Source organism: Methylobacterium aquaticum (assembly GCF_016804325.1).
GTDB lineage: Bacteria > Pseudomonadota > Alphaproteobacteria > Rhizobiales > Beijerinckiaceae > Methylobacterium > Methylobacterium aquaticum_C.
The window spans coordinates 5527495-5551571 of sequence record NZ_CP043627.1 but is presented as its reverse complement, the minus strand read 5'-3'; the positions used below and the strand labels follow the sequence as shown (position 1 = coordinate 5551571).

Below are 24077 nucleotides of genomic sequence, written 5' to 3'. Positions count from 1 at the left end.
AAGTGTCAGTCACGGGCATCCCAAGGTTGCGGTCGGTCTGGTGCCGGCGAGCGGCCGGCTTCGGAGCGCGGGTCTCGTCGTCCATGGGTCACGAACCTTTCTGGTCTTCCAGGATGGCCAGCACGCCGCGGGCCGGGATCTCGATCCAGTCCGGACGGTTGTTGGCCTCGTAATCGATCTCGTAGAGCGCCTTCTGCAGTAGGCAGAGGCGCAGCAGGCGCTCCCGCGTCGCCTCGTCGGTGACGGCGGCGCGGCTGCCCTCGACGGTAGCGGCATAGGCCTCTAGGAAGGCCCCGCTCACCATCCCGCGCCAGGCGGCGACGGCATTCTTCGCCCGCTCGCCGGCCTCGGCGAAGCGCGAGGCGACCTCCCGGGTCACGGTCTCGCCGCCATAGGCGAAGGAGCGCAGGATGCCGGCGACGTCGCGCAACGGCGTCGACTTCGCCCGGCGCTCGTCCACCGGCCGCGACGGCTCGCCCTCGAAATCGACGATGATGAGGTCGTCCTGCGAGGCGAGCACCTGGCCGAGATGGTAGTCGCCATGGATCCGGGTGCGATGGGCCCCTTTCGGCGCCTCGCGGCTGAGCGACGCGACCAGCGCCTCGATCTCAGCGCGGGCGGCGAGGATCGCGCCCGCCGCCTCGCGGGCCCCCTCGGACGCCGTGACGCCGAGACCCGAGCACGCCCGCAACGCCTTCTCGGCCTGGCGGCGCGTATCGGCGGCGAGGGCCGCGAGGTCGTCGCCCGTGAACGGCTCGGCGGCGAAGGCCGCGTTGCCGGTCTCGATGGCGAGCGCCCGGTGCATCTCGGCGGTGCGCTGGCCGAGAAGACCGGCCCAGCGCAGGTGGGTGGCGAAGGTCTCCTCCGGCGCGGGTGCCTCGCTCTCGGGCACCAGCACGATCGTGTCGAGGTCACGGCGCAGGTATTCGAGCATCAGGGTCCAGGCGTCGCCCTGGTTGCGGACGAAGGCCTGGAGCAGGCCGAGCGCCGTCGCGGTACCGTCCGGACCGACATGCTCGACGATGCCCAGCAGCGCCGGGGTGTTCTTGAACCCGGCCTCCTCGGTGAGGAAGCGGCCGACCTCGACCTCCGGGTGGCTGCCGGGCTGGAGGCGGCGCAGGAGCTTCAGCATCGCCCGCGAGCCGAAGGCGATCGAGGTGTTGCTCTGCTCCGCCGAGAGCCGCCGGATATCGGCCGGGTCGAGCTCCAGCTCGGGGTCGAAGGCCGAGGTCGCGGTGAAGCGGATGCTGCCCTTCTCCGACGCGATCTCGCGGTTGTTGCGGATCGCGTCGACCATCGCGAGGGCGAAATCGGTCGAGGAGGCGGCGCCGTAGAGGAGGCCCATCCGCGGGCCGCGCCGCACCCGGGCGACCGCATGGTCCATCAGCGACTCGTCTTCGCGGCCCTCGTCGACGGCGAGCGGCACGAAGTATTCATGGGTCTCGCCGTTGGCGAGCGACACGGCGATGCGCGGCAGGAGGAAGCCGTTCGAGCCTTCGAGGCGCGGCAGGATCGCGCTGTCGACCACCTCGACGCCGCGGATGCGCGAGCCCTTGGCGCCGAACCAGCGCCGCGAGCCGATGAAGCGCGGCGCCACGGTGCGCTCGAAGGCCTGGCGCTCGCGGCCCTTCATCAGGGTCTCGACGCCGCCGGTGAGCACCAGGGTGAACAGCTCCGGCGTCTCCGGGCTCGGGCCCATCGTGCCGGCATTCGCGGTCGAGAGCGAGAACCAGTAGAAGCCGTAGGCCGGCATGGTGAGGAGGTACGGCAGGTCGCCGATCGGCGGGAACGAGGTGCCGCCGGTCAGCTCCACCGGCACGGCCGTGCGGAGATCCGACAGGTCGAGCTGCACCGCCTGCGGCGCCCGCGACAGGTTGGCGACGCAGAGCACCCGCTCGTTGTCGTGCTCGCGAATCCAGGCCAGCACCTTGCGGTTGTCCGGATAGAGGAAGCGCAACGCGCCGCGCCCGAGCGAGACGTGGTTGTTGCGGATCGCGATCATCCGCCTTGTCCAGTTGAGCAGGCTGGTCTGGGCGCGGGCCTGCGCCTCGACGTTGACCGCGTCGAAGCCGTAGATCGGGTCCTGGATCGTCGGCAGGAACAGCCGGGCCGGGTCGGAGCGCGAGAAGCCGCCGTTGCGGTCGGGCGACCATTGCATCGGCGTGCGCACGCCGTCGCGGTCGCCGAGATAGATGTTGTCGCCCATGCCGATCTCGTCGCCATAGTACAGCACGGGCGTGCCGGGCATCGAGAGGACCAGGAACTTCATCAGCTCGATCTTGCGCCGGTCGTTCTCGAGCAGCGGCGCGAGGCGGCGGCGGATGCCGAGATTGATGCGGGCGCGCCGGTCGGCGGCATAGAAGCTCCAGAGGTAGTCACGCTCCTTGTCGGTCACCATCTCGAGCGTCAGCTCGTCATGGTTGCGCAGGAAGATCGCCCATTGGCAGCCGTCCGGGATCTCCGGCGTCTGCCGCATGATGTCGGTGATCGGGTGCCGGTCCTCCTGCGCGATCGCCATGTACATCCGCGGCATCAGCGGGAAGTGGAACGCCATGTGGCATTCGTCGCCGTCGCCAAAGTACTGCGCGGTCTCCTCCGGCCACTGGTTGGCCTCGGCCAGCAGCATCCGGTCGGGATAGGATTCGTCGAGGGCGGCGCGGATTTTCTTGATGACCGTGTGGGTCTCAGGCAGATTCTCGCAGTTGGTGCCGTCGCGCTCGATCAGGTAGGGGATCGCGTCGAGGCGCAACCCGTCCACCCCCATGTCGAGCCAGTAGCGCATCACCTCGATCACCGCGTCCAGGACCTTCGGGTTGTCGAAGTTCAGGTCGGGCTGGTGCGAGTAGAAGCGGTGCCAGTAATACGCCTTGGCGACCGGGTCCCAGGTCCAGTTCGAGGCCTCGGTGTCGAGGAAGATGATGCGGGTGTCGGTGTACTTCTCGTCGGTGTCCGACCACACGTAGAAGTCGCGCCACTCCGACCCCTTGGGGGCGTTGCGGGCCTGCTGGAACCAGGGATGCTGGTCCGAGGTGTGGTTGATGACGAGCTCGGTGATGACCCGCAGACCCCTGGCATGGGCCTCGTCCACGAAGGTGCGGAACTGGTCCATCGTGCCGTAGGACTGGTTGATGTCGCGGTAATCCGCGATGTCGTAGCCGTCGTCGCGCAGCGGCGACGGATAGAACGGCATCACCCAGATCGCCGTCACGCCGAGGTCGCGGATATAGTCCAGCTTCGCGGTCAGGCCGTCGAAATCGCCGATGCCGTCGTTGTTCGCGTCGAAGAAGGACTTGACGTGCACCTGGTAGATGATGGCGTCACGGTACCATTGCGGATCGGTACGATCGATCATCGCGTCAAAGCCTCATTCGATCGGGTCGTGGCGCCGGGCTGTCGGCTGTCGCGGTGCTTCGAGCTCAACGCGGGGCGCCGGGGAGAGTTCGGATGCCTGACGGCGCGGAGGGTCGCCCTTCCGCGCCGGAACGCTACCGGTCAGGCAGTGCCGTGCTGCCATGCGCCGCCGGGCGCCGCAAGCCGCTCGGGGCGGCGAAGGCGCCAGATCACCACCGATCGCTCGGCGGGATCGAGGGCGATGCGGTGGGTCTTGCCGCGCAGCTCGAACTTGTAGCCTTGGAGCAGGTCCTCGACCTCGACCGCGCCGTCATCGGGCAGGCCGAGCTGCCAGAGCGGCACCTCGTAGGTGCATTCCTGGCGGTTCCTCGGATCGAGGTTGACCATGCAGAACACCGCGTTGTCGCCGGACGGCGTCATCCGCAGGTAGGCCAGGATCTGGTCGTTCCAGGCCGGGGTGAAGACCACGTTGCGGAAGTCCCACAAAGCCGGGTTCTCGCGCCGGATGCGGTTCAGCGCGATGATGTGATCGCGGATGTTGCCGGGCCGGTAATAGTCCCAGGCCTTCAGCTCGTACTTCTCGGAGTCGAGATATTCTTCCTTCCCCGGCACCGGCGCGGCGTCGCACAGTTCGAAGCCGTTATAGATGCCGTAGACGCTCGACAATGTCGCGGCCAGCGTTCCCCGGATGATGAACCCCGGCCGGCCGCTGGTCTGGAGAAAGACCGGATTGATGTCCGGCGTGTTGGCGAAGAAATTCGGGCGGTAATACTCGCCCATCTCGCCGGCGAGTTCGGTCGAGTAGGCCGCCAGCTCGTCCTTGGTGTTGCGCCAGGTGAAGTATGTGTAGCTCTGCTGGAAGCCGGCCTTGGCGAGCTTCTTCATCATCTTCGGCCGGGTGAAGGCCTCGGCGAGGAAGAGTACGTCCGGGTAGCGGTCGTTGATGTCGCGGATCATCCATTCCCAGAACGGGATCGGCTTGGTGTGCGGGTTGTCGACCCGGAAGATCTTCACACCCAATTCGACCCAGCCGGCGATGATGTCGCGCAGCTCGACCCACAGCGACGGGAACGCGCCCTCGCGGTAGAAATCGACGTTGACGATGTCCTCGTACTTCTTCGGCGGGTTCTCGGCGAACTTGATCGTGCCGTCGGGCCGCCAGTCGAACCATTCCGGGTGCTGCCTGATCCAGGGATGGTCCGGCGAGCACTGGATGGCGAAGTCGAGGGCCACTTCCATGCCGTGGGCGTGGCTCGCCGCCACGAGGCGGCGGAAATCGTCGAGGGTGCCGAGATCGGGATGCACCGCCTCGTGGCCGCCCTCCTCGGCGCCGACGGCGTAGACCGAGCCGACATCGCCCTCCTGCGCTTTCAGCGAGTTGTTCTTGCCCTTGCGGTTGGTGCGGCCGATCGGGTGGATCGGCGTGAAGTAGAGCACGTCGAAGCCGAGTTCGCGGATCTCGGGAAGCCGCGCGATCACGTCGTCGAAGGTGCCGTGGCGGTTCGGATCACCCGATTGCGAGCGCGGAAAGATCTCGTACCAGGCCGAGAACCGGGCCGCCAACCGGTCGGCGAAGACCTCCAGCACCACCGGATAGCGCGAGAGGTTCACCCGCTCGGAATTGCGGTGGATGAGGGCCGTCTGCTCGAGGAGACGGTGCAACTGGGCCGCCGAGCCAGGCTCGTCGGCCTCGAGCGCCGCGACGAGGCCGTTGAGTGCGGCGGCATCGCTGCCCTCGGCGAGCGAGGCGGCACGCTTGACGAGTGAGACGCCCTCCTGGGTCTCGAGATGCACGGCGATGCCGGCCTTGCGCTTCTTCTCCAGGCCCCGCAACCAGGAGGAGAAGTCGTCGCGCCACGCCTCGACGGTGTATTCGTAGCGGGCGTTGCGGGTGAGGGGGAAATGGCCGTGCCAGCGGTCGTTCTCGACGAACAGCATCGGGTCGCGGCGCCACTCGGTCTCGCCGGCCAGCCGCGAGAGCACCGCGGCGTTGATGACGTCGTGCCCGTCGGTGAAGATGTCGGCCTCGACATGGAGCTGGTCGCCGACGACGCGCTTGATCGCCGAGCGGCCGCCATCGATCTCCGGGCTCACCGCCTCGATGACCACCCGCCCCTCCCCGTCCGGGGTGGTGCGGCGGGGACGGCGCATGGCGCCGATGCGGCGGGCGGCGAGGATGCGCACGACCCGCGGCTCCAGGCCGATCGACTGATCCGCCCGGAAGACCAGGGGTGCCACTTCGGGCGTCAGGTCCTGGAACGGGCCGAACTCGCCGCCGGTGCCGGCGATGAGCGGCGCCGGATCGACCGCGACCGGCTTGTCGGTCGGGTTGTGCAGCACGATCACGGCGTTTTCCGCCGAGCCGGGATGGCCGGTATCGATCCGGATCAGCGCCACGTAAGGCGCATCCGGGGAAGAGAGGCGCCACTGCGCGCCCTCGACATTCGCCGCCGGCAGGTCGGCCCGCAGACGGTTGATCGCGGCCACGAAGCCCGAGATGTCGATCCCGGTCTGGTGCTCGCGGCTCTCCGGCGTCGTCTCGACGACGTGGAGGGGCTTCACGTAGCCCCATTCATAGCCGATCGGCATCAGCACGCCGGCCGAGAAGAAGGCGGCGAGCGCGTAGCGGCTCTTGAGTTCCGCCGCCACCGCCTGCTTCCCGCCGTCCAGCGAGGCGGCCAGCCGCTGCATGTCGTGGTTCTCCGGGAAGGCGATCGAGGGCGCGAGGATGCGCAGGCGCTCGTACTGCTCGAGCGCCCAGGGCGCCTTCAGGTCCCACCAGGCGAAGGAGTTGAACAGGTAGTCGAACCCGGCCTCCGCCGTGGCGCGGGCCTCCTCGAAGGTGCAGCCGAGCGTCTCGGCGGCGAAGAGGGCGGCGTGGTCGCGGTCCTTGGCGGCGCCGATCAGGCTGCGCCAGACATCCGGCGGCACCTTGTAGGCGGCATCGCATCGGAACCCGGCGACGCCGAGAGCCTGGAGCTTCGCAATGTAGCCGTTCCACAGCTCGGTCAGGGCGGTGCGGGCGTTCGCGCCGACATAGTCGAATTCGGCGAGGTCGCCCCAGACGGTGATCTTCGACGGATCGTCGGGATCGACCGCGTGCGGGCTCACCGGCGCGCCGGATTCGTCGCGCACGAACAGGTCGGGGCGCTCGTGGGCGAGCTTCCCGTCATTGGCGGCGTGGTTCACCACCAGGTCGGTCATGATCTTCAGGCCGTGCCCGGCGGCGGCCTCGCAGAAGCGGCGGATCTGCTCGTCGTCGGGCGTGCCGCCGAGGTCGCGCAGGCGCTCGTCGAGGCTTTCCACGTCGGCCACCGCGTAGAGCGAGCGCGAGCCGCCGGCCTGGTGGAACGGGTTGAGGTAGACCCAGTCGAAGCCGAGCTCGGCGATCCGCGGGAGTTCCGCGGTCCAGGCCGAGACCCGGCCGACCAGGAGGGGAAACAGGTTGTAGATCCGCGGTCCGGCCGCCAGCGGCGCCAGGGTGGCCGGCAGCGGCGTCACCTCGCGGGTGCGCTTCGCCGGCTTGGTGCTGGTGCGGGGTACGTTCATCGGCCCGATCCTGCCTGCTCTTTCTCGTTCATCTCAGGCGGGCCGGCCCCACCCGAGGGGTGTGGCCGGCCCGAGGTCTCAACTGGCGGAGTGGCGCAGAACCGCCAGGGGGAGGCGCGAGAAGAGTCGACCAATCGACAGTCGCCCGCCCTCGGACCGGATCTCCTCGCCCGTCACCAGATCGCGCCAGACGCTGCCCTCGGGCACCGGCAGGCTCGTGCCGGCAAAGGCACCCGCGAGGCGCAGGCCCTCCTCGGCGGCGACGCGGCGGGGCACCGCCACCAGCAGGTCGCCGGCCTCCGAGCCGGCGGTCGCGTCCTGGCGCAGGAAGGCGACGAGGCGGTCGGCCCCCGGCCCTTCGGCCGCCACCGGCGCGTAATCGGCCTCGGCGTAGAAGCCGGGATGGGCCGCGCGGTCGGCGAGCAGCCGGGCCAGCACCCGCTGCTTGATCCTCCCGTCGGGCCAGGAGGCCAGCAGGTCTTCGAGGGCCGCGTCCTGGCCGAGCGCCGCCTCGCGCTCGGCGTAATCGACCGGGCGGCGGTTGTCGGGATCGACGAAGGAGAAGTCCCAGAACTCCGTGCCCTGGTAGATGTCGGGCAGGCCCGGCAGAGTGCATTTCAGTGCCGAGCGGGCGAGGCCCGTCACCATGCCGACCCGGGCCAGACGCTCGGCGAAGGGTCTGAATTCCCGCAGGAATTCCGAGTCCGGCGCCACCAGGGCATCGAAGAGCTTGGCGACCGCGCCCTCGTAGGCCTCGTCGACATTGACCCAGCTCGACCGGCGCTTGCCCTCGCGCATCGCCTTCTCGGCATAGGCGCCGAGCCGCTTGCGGAACTCCTCGACATCCTTCGGGTCGGGAGAGTCCGTCAGCAGTTCCAGCGGCCAGGCGCCGAGGATCGCCTGCAGGAACATCCACTGGTCGTTGGCATCGGGCGCGGCCTCGCCCTCGACCTGCGAGAGGTGGGGCTTTGCCAGTTCGCCCCACAGGGCCCAGGCGTCGGCCCATTCCTCCGGGACCTCCGACAAGGCCAGCAGCCGGGTCCGGGCATCCTCGCCGCGCTTGGTGTCGTGGGTGGCGGTGGTGATCATCGCGTTCGGCCAGTCGCGGGCGCGAGCGGCCTGGAGCGCGTGGAAATGCTCCGCCGTGACGCCGTACTCGCCCGGATCGCCCCCGACCTCGTTGAGCGCCAGAAGCTCGACGAAGCGGTAGAACAGGGTGTCCTCCAGGCTCTTCGCCATCACCGGGCCGGTGAGCTGCTGGAAGCGGCGGCGGAAGCGGCGCACCACCTCCGGGTCGGGCCGGCCCGGCCCCTCGGTGTCGATCCGGCCGAGCAGGACCCGTTCGGCGAAATCATGCACCGAGCGGTCGGGCAGGCTGGAGCGGCGCTTGGCCTTGCGCACCGTGTCGCCGATGAGCTTCAGGTCCTCCGGCTCGATCTCGTTCTCGTCGAGGTCCGAGCCGAGGTAGCTGCGATAGACCGGGAAGCGGGCGATGATCTCGGAGAGCGCCTGGCGCAGGGCGTTGACCGAGAAGTCGCGGGTGCGCCGGTCGGCATCGGCCACCTGCTTGAGGTCCGAGGTCAGGACTTCCAGCTCGCTGGCGAAGCTGGTTTCCAGGATCTCGCCCTTCACATTGCGCAAGAGGTACGCGTAGGGCTCGTCCATGCCGCTCGCCCCGGCATAGAGCCTGGCCACCGCCTCGCGCTTGTCCTGGTCGACGAACAGCCCGTCGATCTGGTTGAGCACGTCGTAGCCGGTGGTGCCGGCGATCGGCCAGGGGCGCAACTTCTCGCCGGGCTCCAGGATCTTCTCCACCACGATGTAGAAGCCGGGCCCCAAAGCCGCCTGGAGCGCGCGGGCATAGCCCGCCGGATCGGCGAGCCCGTCGATGTGGTCGATGCGCAGGCCGTCGATCCGTCCCTCGCGGATCTGGCGGAACAGCATCGCGTGGGCGCCCTCGAACACCCGCCTGTCCTCGACCTTGAGCCCGGCGAGCGAGTTCACGTCGAAGAAGCGGCGATAGTTGATGTCGCTCGCCGCGACCCGCCAATGGGCGAGGCGGTAGGCCTGGGCCTCCAGGATGCGATGGAGCGCCCCGAAGCTGTCGGGATGGCCCTTGAAGCCGTTGACCAGCGTTACCGCCCGGTCGATCGCCGCCTTGAGGGTGGACGAGACGGCGACCGCATGGGCGAGGCGCCGCTTCAGCCCCTCCGCCTCCTCCGGGAAGGCGGCCATGCGCTCGGAATTGGTCTCGTCGCCCATCCGGCGCAGGCGCTCGGAGATCGACAGGACGTCCGCCGAGCCCTCGTCGCCGACCTCCGGCAGGGCCGCGAGCGCCCGGTCGAGGATGATCGGGTAGTTCAGCGGGTTGACCGGGAAACGATGCTCGAAGTGCCAGACGCTGAAGCCGCCCTCCTCCGGGTCGAAGGCGAGCTTGAGGTCGCCCTTCTCCAGCGCCTCGCCGTAGCGGTCGCCGAGGAAGGGCACGACGAGCTTGTTGCGGGCGCCGAGCCGGCCCCAATCGATGTCGAAGGCGTCGGCCGCCGGCGACAGGGCACCCCATTCGAGCACCGAGAGCCACCACGGGTTGTCGGCACCGCCGACGCCCATGTGGTTGGGCACGATGTCGAGCAGGAACTTCAGCCCGTGGCTCTTCAGCGTGTCGCTGAAGCACACGAAGGCCTCCTCGCCGCCGAGTTCCGGGTTGATCTCGCGGTGATCGACGATGTCGTAGCCGTGCATCGAGCCCGGCCGCGCCTTGTGGATCGGCGAGGCGTAGACGTGGCTGATGCCGAGCTTCGCCAGGTACGGAACGATCTTCGCCGCGTGGTCGAAGGTGAAGTCCTTGTGGAATTGCAGCCGGTAGGTCGCCCGCGGCGGCGGCGAGGCCAGCCGCGCGGCGCCCGAGCGCGGCCCACGCTCCTCGGACGAGAGCGAGGCGGCCAGCTTGGCGAGGGGCCCGCCGGGCGCGGCGATCGCGTCGAGGTCGCGGTCGAGCTTGCGGCGCCAGTTCGGGTAGCCCTCGGTGACGCCCGGCATGTTGGCCTGGCTCACCTCGCCCAGGATGTCCTCGTACTGCACCGCGGTCAGCACCGAGGGGGCGCGGGCGAGGAAGCGCACCGCGGCCTCGAAGGGCGGCTCGCCCGGCACGTCCGCCGACGGGATCAGCCCTTCCTGGTTCAGCGCCTCGGCGAGGCGCCGGCGCTCATGCACCCGCTCGTCGCGCTCGGAGCCGGCGCGGTCGGCATCGTAGAGGCCGAGGGACTGGCGGAGTTCCGTATCGACGCCCCGCCACCAGCCGACGAAGGTCGGCAGGTCGTGGGTGGTGATGGCGCAGAGCGCGTCGCGCGGATACTCGGCCGGGCGCTTGAACGTGCCGCCCTCTCCCCGCTCGAAGGACAGGATGCGGTAGCTCAGGATGCCGGCCTGCATCAGCGCGTCGGAGAAGCCGGCCGGCGCGGTGCCGAGATCCTCGGCGATGACGAGGCACTTCGCCCGGTGGCTCTCCAGGCGCAGCACCGCCAGCATCGCCTCGAACGGCATCGCCACGTAGGCCCCGCCCTTCGCCCCGCCCCCGACCGGGATCAGGAACAGCCGGGCGAGCTGGAAGGCGTGGTCGATGCGGATCGCGCCGGCATGGCGCATGTTGGCCTGGACCAGGGCCCGGAAGGCCGCGAGTCCGTCGCGCTCCAGTTCCAGCGGATCGAAGGGCGGCAGGCCCCAATCCTGGCCGTTCGGGGCCAGGATGTCCGGCGGCGCGCCGATCGACAGGCCGGCGGCGAAGCGCTCCGGATGCGACCAGATCTCCGAGCCGCCGCGATCGGCGCCGACCGCGAGGTCGCGGTAGAGGCCGAGCCGCATGCCTGAGGCCAGCGCCTGGGCAGAAGCCGCAGCGAGCTGCCGGTCGGCGAGGAATTGCAGCCAGGCGTGATACGATACCCGCTCCTGGTGCTCGGCGGCGAAGGCCGACACCTCCGGCGTGCCGTTGCGGCGATAGGCCTCCGGCCAGTCGCCGAGCCAGTTCGCACCTTTCTTCGAAAAGTGCTCGGCCAGGGCCTCGAAGGTCGCGTGGGCCTCCAGGTTCTCACCGCCCGCGGCGCGGAACGCCAGGAACTCCGTGTCCCGCCCGGCCCGGGCCGGCGAGTCCAGCCACAGGGCCTCGAGCACGGGGCTCAAGACCTGCCAGATGCCGGCATGATCGACCAGGGAGGCGTCGCGCAGGCGCGCGATCTCGGGAGCGGCGTCGGTGAGCAGGCGCTCGGCCCGGCTGCCGGCGAGGCCCGGCAGCGTGCTGGAATCGATGAACAGCGTCTCGAGGAAGAGCCGCGAGGACGGCGAGTAGGGCGAGACCTTCTGGCGGTCGGTCGAGAACAGGGCGTGGACCGGGCTCAACCCTAAGAAAGCCGCGCCCCTTGCGCCGGCATCCGCCGCGGCCCGGCCGGCATCGGCATAGGTGCCGATGCCGAGATTGGTCGCGGAGCGCAGGCCGTAGAGCTGCGCCGCGAGGCCCCAATCGCGGGCGCCCTCGTCGCCCAGCGCCCGCGGGCGCCAGCAGCGCTGGGGGGCGGCGATCACCGTCGCCTCGGCGCGCCGGTCTCCCAGCGTCACCGTGAGGCGGTGATAGCCGGGGGTGAGGGGCGGCAGCTCGATCGCGGCGGTGTCGGGACCCAGCGCGACACGCCCGTCACGGGCGCTGCCGCGCTCGTCGACGATGCGCCAGCTCAGCGTGCCGGAGCGCGCCTCCGCCCGCACCGGCACCCGGGCGGCACGGCGTGCCTCAACCGGCACCAGCGGCGCCACCAGGCCGTGGCGAAGCGCCTGGATGCGGGCGAGGCTCGCCCGCGCCTCCTCCTCGGTGCCGGCCGGCAGGCCGAGGGCGGCGAGCAGCCCCTGGCGCACGGAGAGCGGGGTCTCGACGCGCTGGCCGAAGGCGTCGGTGTAGTCGGCAGCGATGCCCGCCTCATCGGCGAGCCGCGCGACGACATCCTCGGTCACGGCCATCTCAAAACACCTCTTTCACGAACACACCCGACCAGGCGGGCAGGACCAGGGCGCCGTCCTCGTTCTGCGAGACCGACGGCGAGCGCCAGACGACGCGGCCGGGCAGCGGCCCCGGCTCGTACGCGTCGCCGCCGAAGACCCCGACGAAGCGCAGCGAGCCGCCGGCGAAGGACCACGTCACGTCGATCACGTCCGGCCGCGGCAGCACGTAGGAACCGCCCTTCCACGCCGTCTTCAACAGCGGCACAACCTCGCGCTGGCGCAGGGCGAGCAGCGCCGTCGTGTCGGCCAGGACCTCGCGATGCGGCGAGTTCGTCCGCTCGGCCCAGTCGAGCGTCGAGCGCCGGAACGTCTCGGCGGCGGTGGGGTCGGGAATTGTTTTCGCCTTCTCCTCGTCGGCGAAGGCGGCGAAGCTCTTGAACTCGCGCCGACGACCGTCGCGCACCGCCTTGTTCAGCTCCTCGTCGGGGGCGAAATCGACGAAGAACAGGAACGGCGTCGAGGCCGACCATTCCTCGCCCATCCACAGCATCGGGATCTGCGGGCTGAGCAGCAGGCCGGCCCGGGCCAGCGCCAGCTTGCCCGGATCGGCGAGGTGGCTCAGCCGCTCGCCCAGAGCCCGGTTGCCGACCTGATCGTGGTTCTGCAGGAAGGTGACGAAGGCCGAGGGCGGCAGGTGGCCGGACGGCTCGCCGCGGGGGTGGTCGTCAAGGGTCTTGAACGGCTCGCCCTGGTAGGCGAAGCCCTCCGCCAGGCTGCGGGCGAGATGCGCCGCCGGCTTGTCGGAGAAGCTCTCGTAGTAGCCGGAATCCTCGCCCGTCAGCAGGATGTGCCAGCCGTGATGGGTGTCGTCGGCCCATTGGGCGCTGTGCAGGATCGGCTGGCCGGCGCCGTCCCGCTCCAGCCAGCGGGCCTGGTTGGCCTCGTTCTCCAGCATCAGGTGGATCGGGCGATCGGGGTTTGCCGCGCGGATCCGCTCGGCCAGCTCGGCCAGGAAGTGCTTGTTGGAATCGTCCTGGATGGCGTGGACGGCGTCGAAGCGCAGGCCGTCGATGTGGAACTCGTCGAGCCAGTACAGCGAGTTGTGGACGAAGTAGTCCCGCACCACCCGGCCGGAGGTCTTGCCGTCGAAGTTGATGCCGGCGCCCCACGGCGTCGGGTGGCGCTCGGTGAAGAACGTCTCGGCATAGGCGTGGAGATAGTTCCCGGCCGGGCCGAAATGGTTGTAGACCACGTCGAGGAAGACCATCAGGCCGAGCGCATGCGCCCGGTCGACGAGACGGCGCAGGTCGTCCGGAGTGCCGTAGGCCGCATCCGGCGCGTAGGGCAGCACGCCGTCATAGCCCCAGTTGCGGGTGCCCTTGAAGTCGGCGAGCGGCAGCAACTCGATCGCCGTGACGCCGAGGTCGCGCAGGGATTCGAGCTTTTCGGAGAGGGCCGCGTAGGTGCCTTCCGGCGTCGCGGTGCCGACATGGCACTCGTAGATCACCGTCTCCTCGAACGGGCGCCCGGCCCAGGCCCCGTCGGTCCACGGGAAGCCGGCGGGGTCGATCACCTCGGACAGGCCCGACACGTCCTCCGGCTGGAAGCGCGAGGCGGGATCGGGCACCACGAGGTCGCCGTCGATCCGGTAGCCGTAGCGGGCGCCGGCGCGCAGGCCCGGCACCGTCAGGCGCCGCCAGCCCTCGCCTTGATCCTCCAGTGGGTGATCCGTCCCATCGACCACAAGGGCGACGCTCTTCGCGGTCGGCGCCCAGAGGGCGAAGCGTACCCCCTCCGGTCCGATCTCCGCACCGAATGGCATGCTGTGGGTGCGCCGCATCGGGCCACCATCCTTCGAAAGCGAGAGTGTGCGAACGGCGTGGGGCGCCGCTCAGGAAATTCGGTGGCTGTGGGCAGGTTCCGCGGGGTCGTCCCGCATTGCGACGACCGCGCTGCGATACGGGAGCTAAGGCGGCCCGCGCCGTCGGCAATGGCCGGAGCGACGCCCGGCGACGATGGCCGCGCGGGACAGCGTCGGAGCGCGAGGAAGCCTCAGAACGCCCAGGCGAGGGTCGCCGCGAAGGCCGCCGCAACCGCGGCGCCGGTCGCCGTCATCGCCACGCGTCCCAGCCCGACCGCCGCCGCGCCGACGCCATCCTCGGCAAAGCCGAAAGCCTGGCCGGCGGCCTGCTCGGCACGGGCGAGGGCGAGATGACGGGCGTGGCGGTTGACGGTTTTCATCGTCGGAACGCTCCTGCGGCGCGCGATCCCGTCCGGCGTCAGGGGCGGCCGTCCGGTCAACGGGCGGTGACGGCCGAGGTTCCGGGGGGCATCGCGCGCGTCACCGGGCTTTAAGGGAATTTGTTTACGTCTCGGTGACTCTGGTACGGGTTCTGCTGCCGGGTGATTCCGCGCCGCCCGACCATGCCCGTTCGCCACACCCCAACGCCGCGCAAAGGCCCTTTTTGTTCCGCGTTTGTTCCGGTATAGGGAAAGGATGACCTCGAATGCTGCCAGAGCCCTTCCCCCACCGCGAGGCCGTCGCGTGAGCGAGGCCGCACGAGACCTGTTCGGCGCCGGCGGCAAGCCGCCCGGAACGCCGCCCGACCCCAAGCGACCGGAGGCGAAGCCCCCGGCGGATCCGCTGAAGGCGGAGGCGGTGAAGCGCCCGAAGCCCGTCGCCGTGCCCCCGCCGGCGGAGGCCGCGGAGGCCGGCTACGACGCCTCGGCGATCGAGGTGCTGGAGGGGCTGGAGCCGGTGCGGCGCCGGCCCGGCATGTATATCGGCGGCACCGACGAGAAGGCCCTGCACCACCTCTTCGCCGAGGTGATCGACAACTCGATGGACGAGGCCGTGGCGGGCCATGCCAGCTTCATCGAGGTGGAGCTGCAGGAGGATGGCTGCCTCGTCGTGACCGATAACGGCCGCGGCATTCCGGTCGACCCGCACCCGAAATTTCCGGGCAAGTCGGCGCTCGAGGTCATCATGACCACGCTGCATGCCGGCGGAAAGTTCGATTCGAAGGTCTACGAGACCTCAGGCGGCCTGCACGGCGTCGGCATCTCGGTGGTGAACGCCCTTTCGGACGTGCTCGAGGTCGAGGTCGCCCGCAACCAGACCCTCTACCGCCAGACCTTCTCCCGCGGCCACGCGCAAGGCGGCATCGAGACGATCGGCCGGGTGCAGAACCGTCGCGGCACGCGGGTGCGGTTCCATCCCGATGCCGAGATCTTCGGCGAGCACAAATTCGATCCGCGCCGCCTGTTCAAGATGGCGCGCTCGAAGGCCTATCTGTTCGGCGGCGTCGAGATCCGCTGGCGCTGCGCCCCGTGCTGCTGGAAGGGGTCGAGAACGTGCCGGCGGAAGCCGTGCATCGCTTCCCCGCCGGCCTGAAGGACTATCTCGCCCGCGAGATCGACGGCAAGGAACTCGTCGCCGACGGGGTCTTTTCCGGCAAGATCACCCGTCCCGGCAGCCACGGCTCGCTCGAATGGGCGATGGTCTGGCTGTCGAACGACGACGGCTTCTCGTCCTCCTACTGCAACACCATCCCGACGCCGGAGGGCGGCACCCACGAGAGCGGGATGCGGGTGGCCCTGCTGCGGGGCTTGCGCGACCACGCCGAGCGGGTCGGCCAGGTCAAGCGGATGGCCTCGGTCACCGCCGACGACGTGATGGCGACCTGCGCGGCGATGCTGTCGGTCTTCATCCGCGAGCCGGAGTTCCAGGGCCAGACCAAGGACAAGCTCGCGACGCTGGAGGCCTCCCGCATCGTCGAGGCGGCGATCCGCGACGCCTTCGACCATTGGCTCGCCGCCTCCCCGGCCCAGGCCAACAAGCTCCTCGACTGGGTGATCGACCGGGCCGAGGAGCGCCTGCGCCGCCGCCAGGAGAAGGAGGTCGCCCGCAAGACCGCGACCCGTAAGCTGCGCCTGCCGGGCAAGCTCGCCGATTGCTCGAAGGCCGGGGCCGCGGGCTCCGAGATCTTCATCGTCGAGGGCGATTCGGCCGGCGGCTCGGCCAAGCAGGCGCGCGACCGCGCCACTCAGGCGATCCTGCCCCTGCGCGGCAAGATCCTCAACGTCGCCTCGGCGAGCCGGGACAAGCTCGGCGCCAACCAGCTCCTCTCCGACCTGATCCTGGCGCTCGGCTGCGGCATCGGCAAGCAGTACCGGCACGACGACCTGCGCTACGAGAAGGTCATCATCATGACCGATGCCGACGTCGACGGCGCCCATATCGCCTCGCTGCTGATCACCTTCTTCTACCGGCAGATGCCGGAGCTGATCGAGCAGGGGCACCTCTACCTCGCCGTCCCTCCCCTCTACCGGCTGACGCAGGGCGCCAAGAGCGCTTATGCCCGGGACGACCGGCACAAGGAGCAGCTGCTCAAGACCACCTTCAAGTCGGGCAAGGTCGAGATCGGGCGCTTCAAGGGCCTCGGCGAGATGATGCCGGGCCAGCTCAAGGAGACCACGATGGACCCCAAGAAGCGCACGCTCCTGCGGGTCGAGGTGGTGGAGGAGGCGCGTGACGCCACCGGCGACACGGTCGAGCGGCTGATGGGCAACAAGCCCGAGGCCCGCTTCGCCTTCATCTCCGAGCGGGCGGTCTTCGCCGACGAGATCGAGCTCGACATCTGAACCCGGCCTCCGGGGGGACGGCACCGCCCTCCCCCGGACTACGCTACGACAAAGGGCCCGGCCGCGTGAGCGGCCGGGCCCTTTGTCGTTGGATCTCGCGCCGGTACGCCGATGCGGCGCCTCGGAACGCGAAAAGCCCGGCCGTGAGGCCGGGCTCCGCTCCGTCGCGGTGACGGATGTCGACGACTAGAAGCCGTTGAACTTGTAGTTCAGGCCGGCGCGGACGACGGCGAACTCGGTCTCGCGACGGACCGGGCCGGCGTTCACGACGACCACGCCCGGGGAGCCGAGGCCGACCACGGTGCCGGCGTTGTTGACGGCGAAGGCGCCGTTGTTGCGGTTGCCCTGATCCAGGTTCACGTACAGGCCTTCGACCTTGAGGGTCACGGCCGACGAACGGAAGAAGTTCAGGAACGAGTCGGTGGGCATGGCGTACTCGACGCCGCCGCCGACGACCCAGCCGGTCTGGAACTCGTCACGCGAGCTGTTCGGCAGACCGAAGTCGCGGCCGCCGCCCGAACCGTAGGCGAAACCGCCGGTGGCGTACACGAGGGTACGGTCGAAGGCGTAGCCGAGGCGGCCGCGCACGGTGCCGAAGTAGTCGAGGCCGGCGACGCCGTTCGGGTTGAACACCTGCTGGGCGGCGATCGGGCCGGTGGCGGCGAAGCGGTTCCGGTCACGGCCGAAATCGACGTACTGGGCGTCGGCCTCGACGCCGACCACGATGCCCGAGCCCGGGGTGAACTGGTAGTTGTAGCCGACCTGGCCGCCGCCGACGAAGCCGTCGGTCGAGCGCTGGCCCGGGAAGGCGATCACGGTCGGGGTGACGACGAGGCCGGTGGCCGGGCCGACGCCGACGACGGTGGCGCCACGGTTGTCATTGGTGCCGAAGCCGTAACCGGCGTTGAAACCGGCGTAGAAGCCCGTCCAGGTGAACACCGGCACCGGGGTGAAGACCGGCGGCGGGGCCGCGCGGCGCGGCAGGTCGGCGGCCGAGGCAGCAGCGGACAGGCCGACGAGGGCCACGGAGGCGAGGAGGATCTTCTTCATTGTCTTACTGGTCCTGATTGGCGAGAGCCGGCGCGCTTCTATCCCCGGTCGGTCACCCGGTCTGTCGCATTCCTGCAACGAGGACAGGGTTTACCCCCCCACCCGTCAACGAACCGTGAATCGGGAGCGAGCGCGGACCCAAAAAATCGAGCGAGCGCGGTGATTTAGCATTAACCATGATCCCCCAGTGTCCCTGGTGCACACTTCCGCCGAGGAATCGCCATGGACGCTTTCGGGCGCGAGACCGCGCCGCCTTCCCTGCTCCGCCGCACCTGGCGGATCGCCCTGTTCGCGGTCGCGGGCTCCCTGGCGGCGACCCACTACCTCGCCTCGCGCGGCGGCCCGCCAGCGGCGCCCGGCGGGCAGGCGGTCGCGTCGTTGCGCGGTATCGTCGAGCCCGAGACCACCGGATCGATAGCGACCCAGGCGGACCGCACGCGCCTCGATCCCTGCAGCGCGCCGGTGCGGCCTTGAGGCCATCGCCTCCCTGAGCATCTTGCCTCCACGAGGCTCTCGCACCCGCAAGGCTCCCGCGACCCTCGCAATCGGCATGCCCGGGAAGTCCTGCTCGGGAAGTCCTGCCTGGGCGGGGCGGCGCGCCCGGCGCGGCGGCATCCGAGGCGGTCCGGTCCACCGAACGAATCACGGTCAGGCCTTGACAAACGGGTCCGCATCGGGCGTGTCCTGCGGGCGGTCGCGTGCAGGCGCGACAGAGCAATGGCGTGAACGTCCCGCCTCGGCGTCTCCGGCGCGGGACAGGCTGCGAAACGACTTTGCATCCCGGCCGTTGCCGCGACGGTGTCTTCCGCGCCGGCCCGATCCGCCCGCGCGCAACGGTTCTCTTCAGGATGTCATTCGCCGAACTGGGTTTAAGCGAGAAGGTCCAGCAGGCCGTCGAGGCCGCGGGCTACACCACGCCGACCCCGATCCAAGCCCAAGCCATTCCGCACGTTCTGGCCCGGCGCGACGTCCTGGGCGTCGCCCAGACCGGCACCGGCAAGACGGCGGCGTTCACGCTGCCGATGCTCACCATGCTCGAACAGGGCCGGGCCCGGGCGCGGATGCCGCGCACGCTGGTGCTCGAGCCGACGCGCGAACTCGCCGCGCAGGTGGTCGAGAACTTCGAGCGCTACGGCACCAACCACAAGCTCAACGTGGCGCTCCTGATCGGCGGCGTCTCGTTCGCCGATCAGGACCTCAAGATCACCCGCGGCGTCGACGTGCTGATCGCGACTCCCGGGCGGCTCCTCGACCATTTCGAGCGCGGCAAGCTGCTGCTCAACGGCGTCGAGCTCCTCGTCATCGACGAGGCCGACCGGATGCTCGACATGGGGTTCATCCCCGACATCGAGCGCATCGTGAAGATGGTGCCGTTCACGCGCCAGACGCTGTTCTTCTCCGCGACGATGCCGCCGGAGATCCAGCGCCTCGCCGACGACTTCCTGCACAATCCCGTCCGCGTCGAGGTGGCGCGCCCCGCCTCGACCGCCAGCACCATCACCCAGCGGCTGGTCGCGACGGGGGCGGAAGGGCACCAGAAGCGCAAGACCCTGCGCAAGCTGATCCGCGCCGCCGACGAGCTGAACAACGGCATCATCTTCTGCAACCGCAAGCGCGACGTCGCGCAGCTGCAGAAGTCGCTGTCGAACCACGGCTTCAACGTCGCGGCCCTTCATGGCGACATGGACCAGCGGGCCCGCATGGCGGCGCTCGACGCGTTCCGCTCCGGCGAGGTGCCGCTGCTCGTGGCCAGCGACGTGGCCGCCCGCGGCCTCGACATCCCGGCGGTGAGCCACGTCTTCAACTTCGACGTGCCGCACCACGCCGAGGATTACGTCCACCGGATCGGCCGCACCGGCCGGGCCGGCCGGGCCGGCGCCGCCTTCACGCTGATCGGCCGCGGCGACGAGAAGTCGCTCGCGGCGATCGAGACGCTGATCGGCCAGCCGATTCCCTGGGCGGAGGGCGACCTCGCCAGCCTGCCCGACGAGGAGGCGGCCGAGCCTGAGCGCCGCAGCCGGGGCGGACGCGGCGGGGGCCGCCGCGACGAATCCGGGCGATCGGATTCCCGCCGCGACGAGGGCGGACGCCGGGACGAGACCCGCCGTCGCCGCGCCCGCGGCAATCGCCAGGATGGCGGTCGCGAAGAGAGCACCCGCCAAGAGAGCACCCGTCAGGAGAGTTCTCGCCAGGAAGGCGGCCGCCAGGAGGCTCCCCGCCAGGAAGGCGGCCGGCAGGAGCGGGCCGAGCCGACCCAGTCCCACGCCCCGCGCCGCAACGGCGAGGCGCCGCGACCGGGCGCGGAGCGGCGGGTGCCGGACGAGCGCCGTCACGCGGACGAGCGTCCCGCCGGCCGCCGCAACGACCGTGGCCGCCACCGCGACGACGACGCGATGCCGGAGGCCGAGATCGGCATGGGGGCTCACGTCCCAGCCTTCCTGCTACGGCCGGTTGTGCTGAAGAAGCGGAGCGACGGCGAGTAGACACCGGATTTCTCGCTCGTCAGGCCATAATTTCTTCGGGCCTTAACTGCTTCTCCACGGACAGACCCTACAGGTCGGAGAGAGGCGCCGGCACGAAGCCGGCGCCCAGCGCGGAGACGTTCGATGTCTGACCTGAGCAGCACCGACCTCGATCGGAGCTTCTTGTTCGGTCAGCGGGCCATGGAACTGATGAAGGCGTACCGCTCGTCGGCCACGCCGCGCAGCTATGCCGTCTGGTACACCTACGTCGCCGGCCTGAACGCCCAGCTCATCGAGGCCGTGAAGCGGCTCACCGCCGAGCACGGCACCCTGGCCGACGGCCATGTCGACCAGCTCTTCGAGACCTACCTCGACGGTCGCAAGCTCTCGCTCGAGACCGAGCGGGCGAGCAGCGGCGTGCTGACCGAGATCGAGCAGATCATGGAGATGCTCGACGCGGCGCTGGGCTCGACCGCGCGCTACGGTGCCTCGCTGCAGGCCTTCACCCAGGACCTGGCCGCCCCGGCGGTGAACCGCGCCCGGGTGCGGGAGATCGTCTCCTCGCTCGTCGTCACCACCCGGGACGTGGCGGCCAACAACCGCACCCTCGAGGCGCGGATGCGCGAGAGCCGCAACGAGATCGAGAGCCTGCGCGAGACGCTGGAGGCGGTGCGCGTCGAATCGCTGACCGATCCGCTCACCGGCATCGGCAACCGCAAGCATTTCGAGGAGATGCTGCACAAGGCGGTCGACCACGCCGCGGTGCAGGGACAGCCGGTCTGCCTCGTCGTCCTCGACATCGACCACTTCAAGCGCTTCAACGACCTCTACGGCCACCTCACCGGCGACCAGGTGCTGCGGCTCGTGGCGATGACGATGCGCGAGAGCGTCGAGCCGCGCACCACCATCGCGCGGTTCGGCGGCGAGGAATTCGGCATCATCCTGCCGGGGAGCACCCGGGACGAGGCCCGCGTGGTGGCGGAGAAGGTGCGCACCAGCGTGATGGGCCGCGAGCTCGTGAAGCGCTCCACCGGCGAGAGCCTGGGGCGGATCACCATCTCGGTCGGGCTGGCCGCCTACCGGCGCGGCGATACGGCGGTGTCGCTGCTGGAGCGCGCCGACCATTGCATGTTCACCGCCAAGCGGGCGGGCCGCAACCAGGTGGTCGACGACAGCGTGCCGGTCGAGCCGATGCACGACGTCGCCTGATCCCCTCCCCCCGCGCGCGGATGCGAGCGGGGGAAGGCTGCGCCCTCAGGCGTGGGTGGCCGTGAGCGCGTTCGGATCGGCGGGCGTGATCGCGACCGATTCGCCGCAGCCGCAGGCCGAGGTCTGGTTGGGATTGTTGAACACGAACTGCGACGACAGCTTCGTGGTCTGGAAATCCATCTGCGTCCCGAGCAGGAACAGGACCGCCTTCGGATCGATGAAGACGCGGACGCCCTTGTCCTCGATCATGTCCTCGCCGGCTTTTCGCTCCTCGGCATATTCCATCGTGTAGCTCATGCCGGCGCAGCCGCCGTTCTTGACCCCGACGCGCAGGCCCGCGATCGGGCGCTCGGCGTCGGCCATGATGCCCTTGATCCGCTCGGCGGCGGCCTCGGTCAGCGACATCACCTTGAAGCTCGGTGCCATGTTCAAAACTCTCTCCGGCGGCCGGGTTCAAGGCCCGGGCGGTTGAGGCGTGAGGGTACGTCTCGAAAGATAAGCATCCCGTTGCCGATGGTCCACCGGAGGGATGTGCTAGGATGGGCCATCACGGAGGCGGCGATGGCGGATGCGGCGCGGCGGCGGATGACGCCGGAAGAGTTCTTTCGCTGGCAGGAGGGTCAGGACGAACCGTTCGAGCTTGTCGACGGGATTCCGATCCCGAAGCACCGGATGATGACCGGAGCCAGTCAGCAGCATGATCAAGTGACGGTCAACGTAATCATCAGCCTCGGCAATCAGCTTCGCGGATCGGGCTGCCGACCGACCACTGACGATATCGCCATTCGTACCAGCATCACGTCGATTCGACGGCCTGACGTCATGATCGAGTGCAGGCCTGTGGCTTACGACACCCACGAAGCCCGCGAGCCGCGCCTCGTCGTCGAGGTTGCTTCGCCTTCGACATTCGGAGTCGATCAGACACTGAAGCTGGAGGAGTACAAGCGACACCCTACGCTGCGCTGCATCCTGTTGATCGAGACCGTGGCACCGGTCGCCCTTCTCTACCGCCGCGAAGGCGATGAGTGGCGACCGGAGCGGATCGAGGGGCTGGAGGCCGTCATCGATCTGCCGGAGATCGGCGCGCGGCTGGCGCTCGCCGATATCTACTACGACCTGACCTTCCCGCCCCGCATCACCGATGCGATGCGCTGAGCCGCCTCACCACATGTCGAGGGCGATGCGGGCCTCGTCGGACATCCGGCTCTGGTCCCACGGCGGGTCGAACACCATGGTGACGTTGCACCCGGCGACGCCGGGCACCGTCGAGACGGCGTTCTCGACCCAGCCCGGCATCTCGCCGGCCACCGGGCAGCCCGGCGCCGTGAGGGTCATGTCGATGGCGACGTTGCGGTCGTCGGCGATGTCGACCCGGTAGATCAGGCCGAGCTCGTAGATGTCGGCCGGAATCTCCGGGTCGTAGACGGATTTGAGCGCCGCGACGATGCCGTCGGTCAGCCGGTCCAGCTCCTCCGGCGGGATCGCGGAGGCGCTCACCTGGGCGTTCAGCGACGGGGTATTCGCGCCGCTCGCGGCGGGGGTATCGGTCATGGGGTCCTCACGCGAACATCCGTTCGGCCCGGGTCAGGGCCGAGACGAGGGCGTCGATCTCCGCCGTCGTATTATACAGGCCGAACGAGGCGCGACAGGTCGAAGTGGTGCCGAAGCGCTTGAGCAGCGGCATGGCGCAGTGGGTGCCGGCGCGCACCGCGACGCCCTGGCGGTCGATCACCGTGGCGATGTCGTGGGCGTGCGCCCCCTTCATCTCGAAGGAGATCACCGCTCCCTTGTTCTTCGCCGTACCGATGATCCGCAGGCTGTTCATCGCCCGCAGGCGCTCCTGGGCGTAGGCCAGCAGGTGCGCCTCGTGGGCGGCGATCCGCTCGCGGCCGAGCGACATCATGAATTCGAGCGCGGCGCCGAGCCCGATCGCCTCGATGATCGCCGGCGTGCCGGCCTCGAAGCGGTGCGGGGGTGCGTTGTAGGTGATGCGCTCTTCCTCGACGATCTCGATCATCTCGCCGCCGCCCTGGTAGGGCGGCAGGCGCTCCAGCCACTCCTTCTTGCCGTAGAGCACGCCGATGCCGGTCGGCCCGTAGACCTTGTGGCCGGTGAAGACGAAGAAGTCGCAATCGAGGGCCTGGACGTCGATCGCCTGGTGGACCGCGCTCTGGGCGCCGTCGAGCAGCACCGGCACGCCGTGGGCATGCGCGATGCGGACGATCTCTTCCGCCGGGGTGATCGTGCCGAGCACGTTCGACATGTGGCTGATCGCCACCATCTTGGTCTTCGGGGTGAAGAGTTTTTCGAACTCCTCGACCAGGAAGTTGCCCTCGTCGTCGACGGGGGCGAATTTCAGCACGGCGCCGCGGCGCTCGCGCAGGAAGTGCCAGGGCACGATGTTGGAATGGTGCTCCATGATCGACAGGATGATCTCGTCACCCTCGCCGATCAGCCCGGCCCAGCCCATGCAGGTCGCCACGAGGTTGTAGGCCTCGGTGGCGTTGCGGGTGAAGATGATCTCGTCGGTGGAGCGGGCGTTGAGGAAAAGCCGCGTCGTCTCGCGCGCGCCCTCGAAGCCCTCCGTCGCCGCATTCGCCATGAAGTGCAGGCCGCGATGCACGTTGGCATAGGCCGTCTCCATCGCGCCCGACATGGCGTCGATCACCGCCCTCGGTTTCTGCGACGAGGCGGCGTTGTCGAGATAGACCAGCGGCTTGCCGTAGACCTGCTGCGACAGGATCGGGAATTGCGCCCGGATCGCCTCGACGTCGTAGGGGGTCTGGAGGACGGGTGCGTTCATCTCGGTCTCTCGTGCATGGGCGTGAG

At 69.6% G+C, this 24077-nt stretch carries 13 protein-coding genes and 1 pseudogene; 5 read left to right on the top strand and 9 right to left on the bottom strand.

What is annotated here, in order from left to right; translation table 11 throughout:
- Positions 1–88 precede the first annotated feature (88 nt).
- The 5 genes from treS to F1D61_RS25270 form a co-directional block, all read right to left on the bottom strand.
- On the bottom strand, positions 89–3352 hold the full coding sequence (gene treS / locus F1D61_RS25290) for a maltose alpha-D-glucosyltransferase (protein ID WP_203154879.1): 3264 nt from the start codon (positions 3350–3352) through the stop codon (positions 89–91).
- 140 nt (positions 3353–3492) lie between these two features.
- On the bottom strand, positions 3493–6900 hold the full coding sequence (locus tag F1D61_RS25285) for a maltotransferase domain-containing protein (RefSeq protein WP_203154877.1): 3408 nt from the start codon (positions 6898–6900) through the stop codon (positions 3493–3495).
- 78 nt (positions 6901–6978) lie between these two features.
- Entirely contained in the window at positions 6979–11901 is a 4923-nt protein-coding gene (locus F1D61_RS25280; protein WP_203154875.1) for a malto-oligosyltrehalose synthase, read from the bottom strand.
- Between the two features lies 1 nt (position 11902).
- The gene (gene treZ, locus F1D61_RS25275; protein ID WP_203154873.1) at positions 11903–13723 is read right to left on the bottom strand and encodes a malto-oligosyltrehalose trehalohydrolase; all 1821 of its coding nucleotides are present in this window, start codon (positions 13721–13723) and stop codon (positions 11903–11905) included.
- Positions 13724–13935: 212 nt separating this feature from the next.
- Positions 13936–14124 carry a hypothetical protein gene (locus tag F1D61_RS25270; RefSeq protein WP_203154872.1) on the bottom strand — a complete coding sequence of 63 codons (189 nt, stop codon included), beginning with the start codon at positions 14122–14124 and terminating at the stop codon, positions 13936–13938.
- 304 nt (positions 14125–14428) lie between these two features.
- Here F1D61_RS25270 and parE point away from each other — a divergent pair.
- Positions 14429–16527 (top strand): annotated as a pseudogene (parE, locus tag F1D61_RS25265) (DNA topoisomerase IV subunit B).
- 186 nt (positions 16528–16713) lie between these two features.
- Here parE and F1D61_RS25260 read toward each other — a convergent pair.
- The gene (locus tag F1D61_RS25260; RefSeq protein WP_203154870.1) at positions 16714–17577 is read right to left on the bottom strand and encodes an outer membrane protein; all 864 of its coding nucleotides are present in this window, start codon (positions 17575–17577) and stop codon (positions 16714–16716) included.
- 222 nt (positions 17578–17799) lie between these two features.
- Here F1D61_RS25260 and F1D61_RS25255 point away from each other — a divergent pair, with 222 nt between their 5' ends.
- From F1D61_RS25255 to F1D61_RS25245, 3 genes are all read left to right on the top strand, one after another.
- On the top strand, positions 17800–18051 hold the full coding sequence (locus tag F1D61_RS25255) for a hypothetical protein (protein WP_203154869.1): 252 nt from the start codon (positions 17800–17802) through the stop codon (positions 18049–18051).
- 374 nt (positions 18052–18425) lie between these two features.
- Complete coding sequence (locus tag F1D61_RS25250) at positions 18426–20060, top strand: DEAD/DEAH box helicase (protein WP_203154868.1); 1635 nt, start codon at positions 18426–18428, stop codon at positions 20058–20060.
- A 123-nt stretch (positions 20061–20183) separates the two neighbouring features.
- Positions 20184–21248 carry a GGDEF domain-containing protein gene (locus F1D61_RS25245; protein ID WP_203154867.1) on the top strand — a complete coding sequence of 355 codons (1065 nt, stop codon included), beginning with the start codon at positions 20184–20186 and terminating at the stop codon, positions 21246–21248.
- Between the two features lie 45 nt (positions 21249–21293).
- Here the strand turns inward: F1D61_RS25245 and sufA are convergent, their stop codons facing one another.
- Entirely contained in the window at positions 21294–21674 is a 381-nt protein-coding gene (gene sufA, locus F1D61_RS25240) for a Fe-S cluster assembly scaffold SufA (RefSeq protein ID WP_203154866.1), read from the bottom strand.
- A 135-nt stretch (positions 21675–21809) separates the two neighbouring features.
- Between sufA and F1D61_RS25235 the strand changes: the two genes are divergently transcribed.
- A complete protein-coding gene (locus F1D61_RS25235; RefSeq protein ID WP_203154865.1) occupies positions 21810–22403 on the top strand; it encodes a Uma2 family endonuclease in 594 nt (197 codons plus the stop codon).
- 6 nt (positions 22404–22409) lie between these two features.
- Here the strand turns inward: F1D61_RS25235 and F1D61_RS25230 are convergent, their stop codons facing one another.
- Positions 22410–22799: an SUF system Fe-S cluster assembly protein gene (locus F1D61_RS25230; protein ID WP_203154864.1), complete on the bottom strand. Its 390-nt coding sequence runs from the start codon at positions 22797–22799 to the stop codon at positions 22410–22412.
- 7 nt (positions 22800–22806) lie between these two features.
- The gene (locus F1D61_RS25225) at positions 22807–24051 is read right to left on the bottom strand and encodes a cysteine desulfurase (RefSeq protein WP_203154862.1); all 1245 of its coding nucleotides are present in this window, start codon (positions 24049–24051) and stop codon (positions 22807–22809) included.
- Positions 24052–24077: the final 26 nt, after the last annotated feature.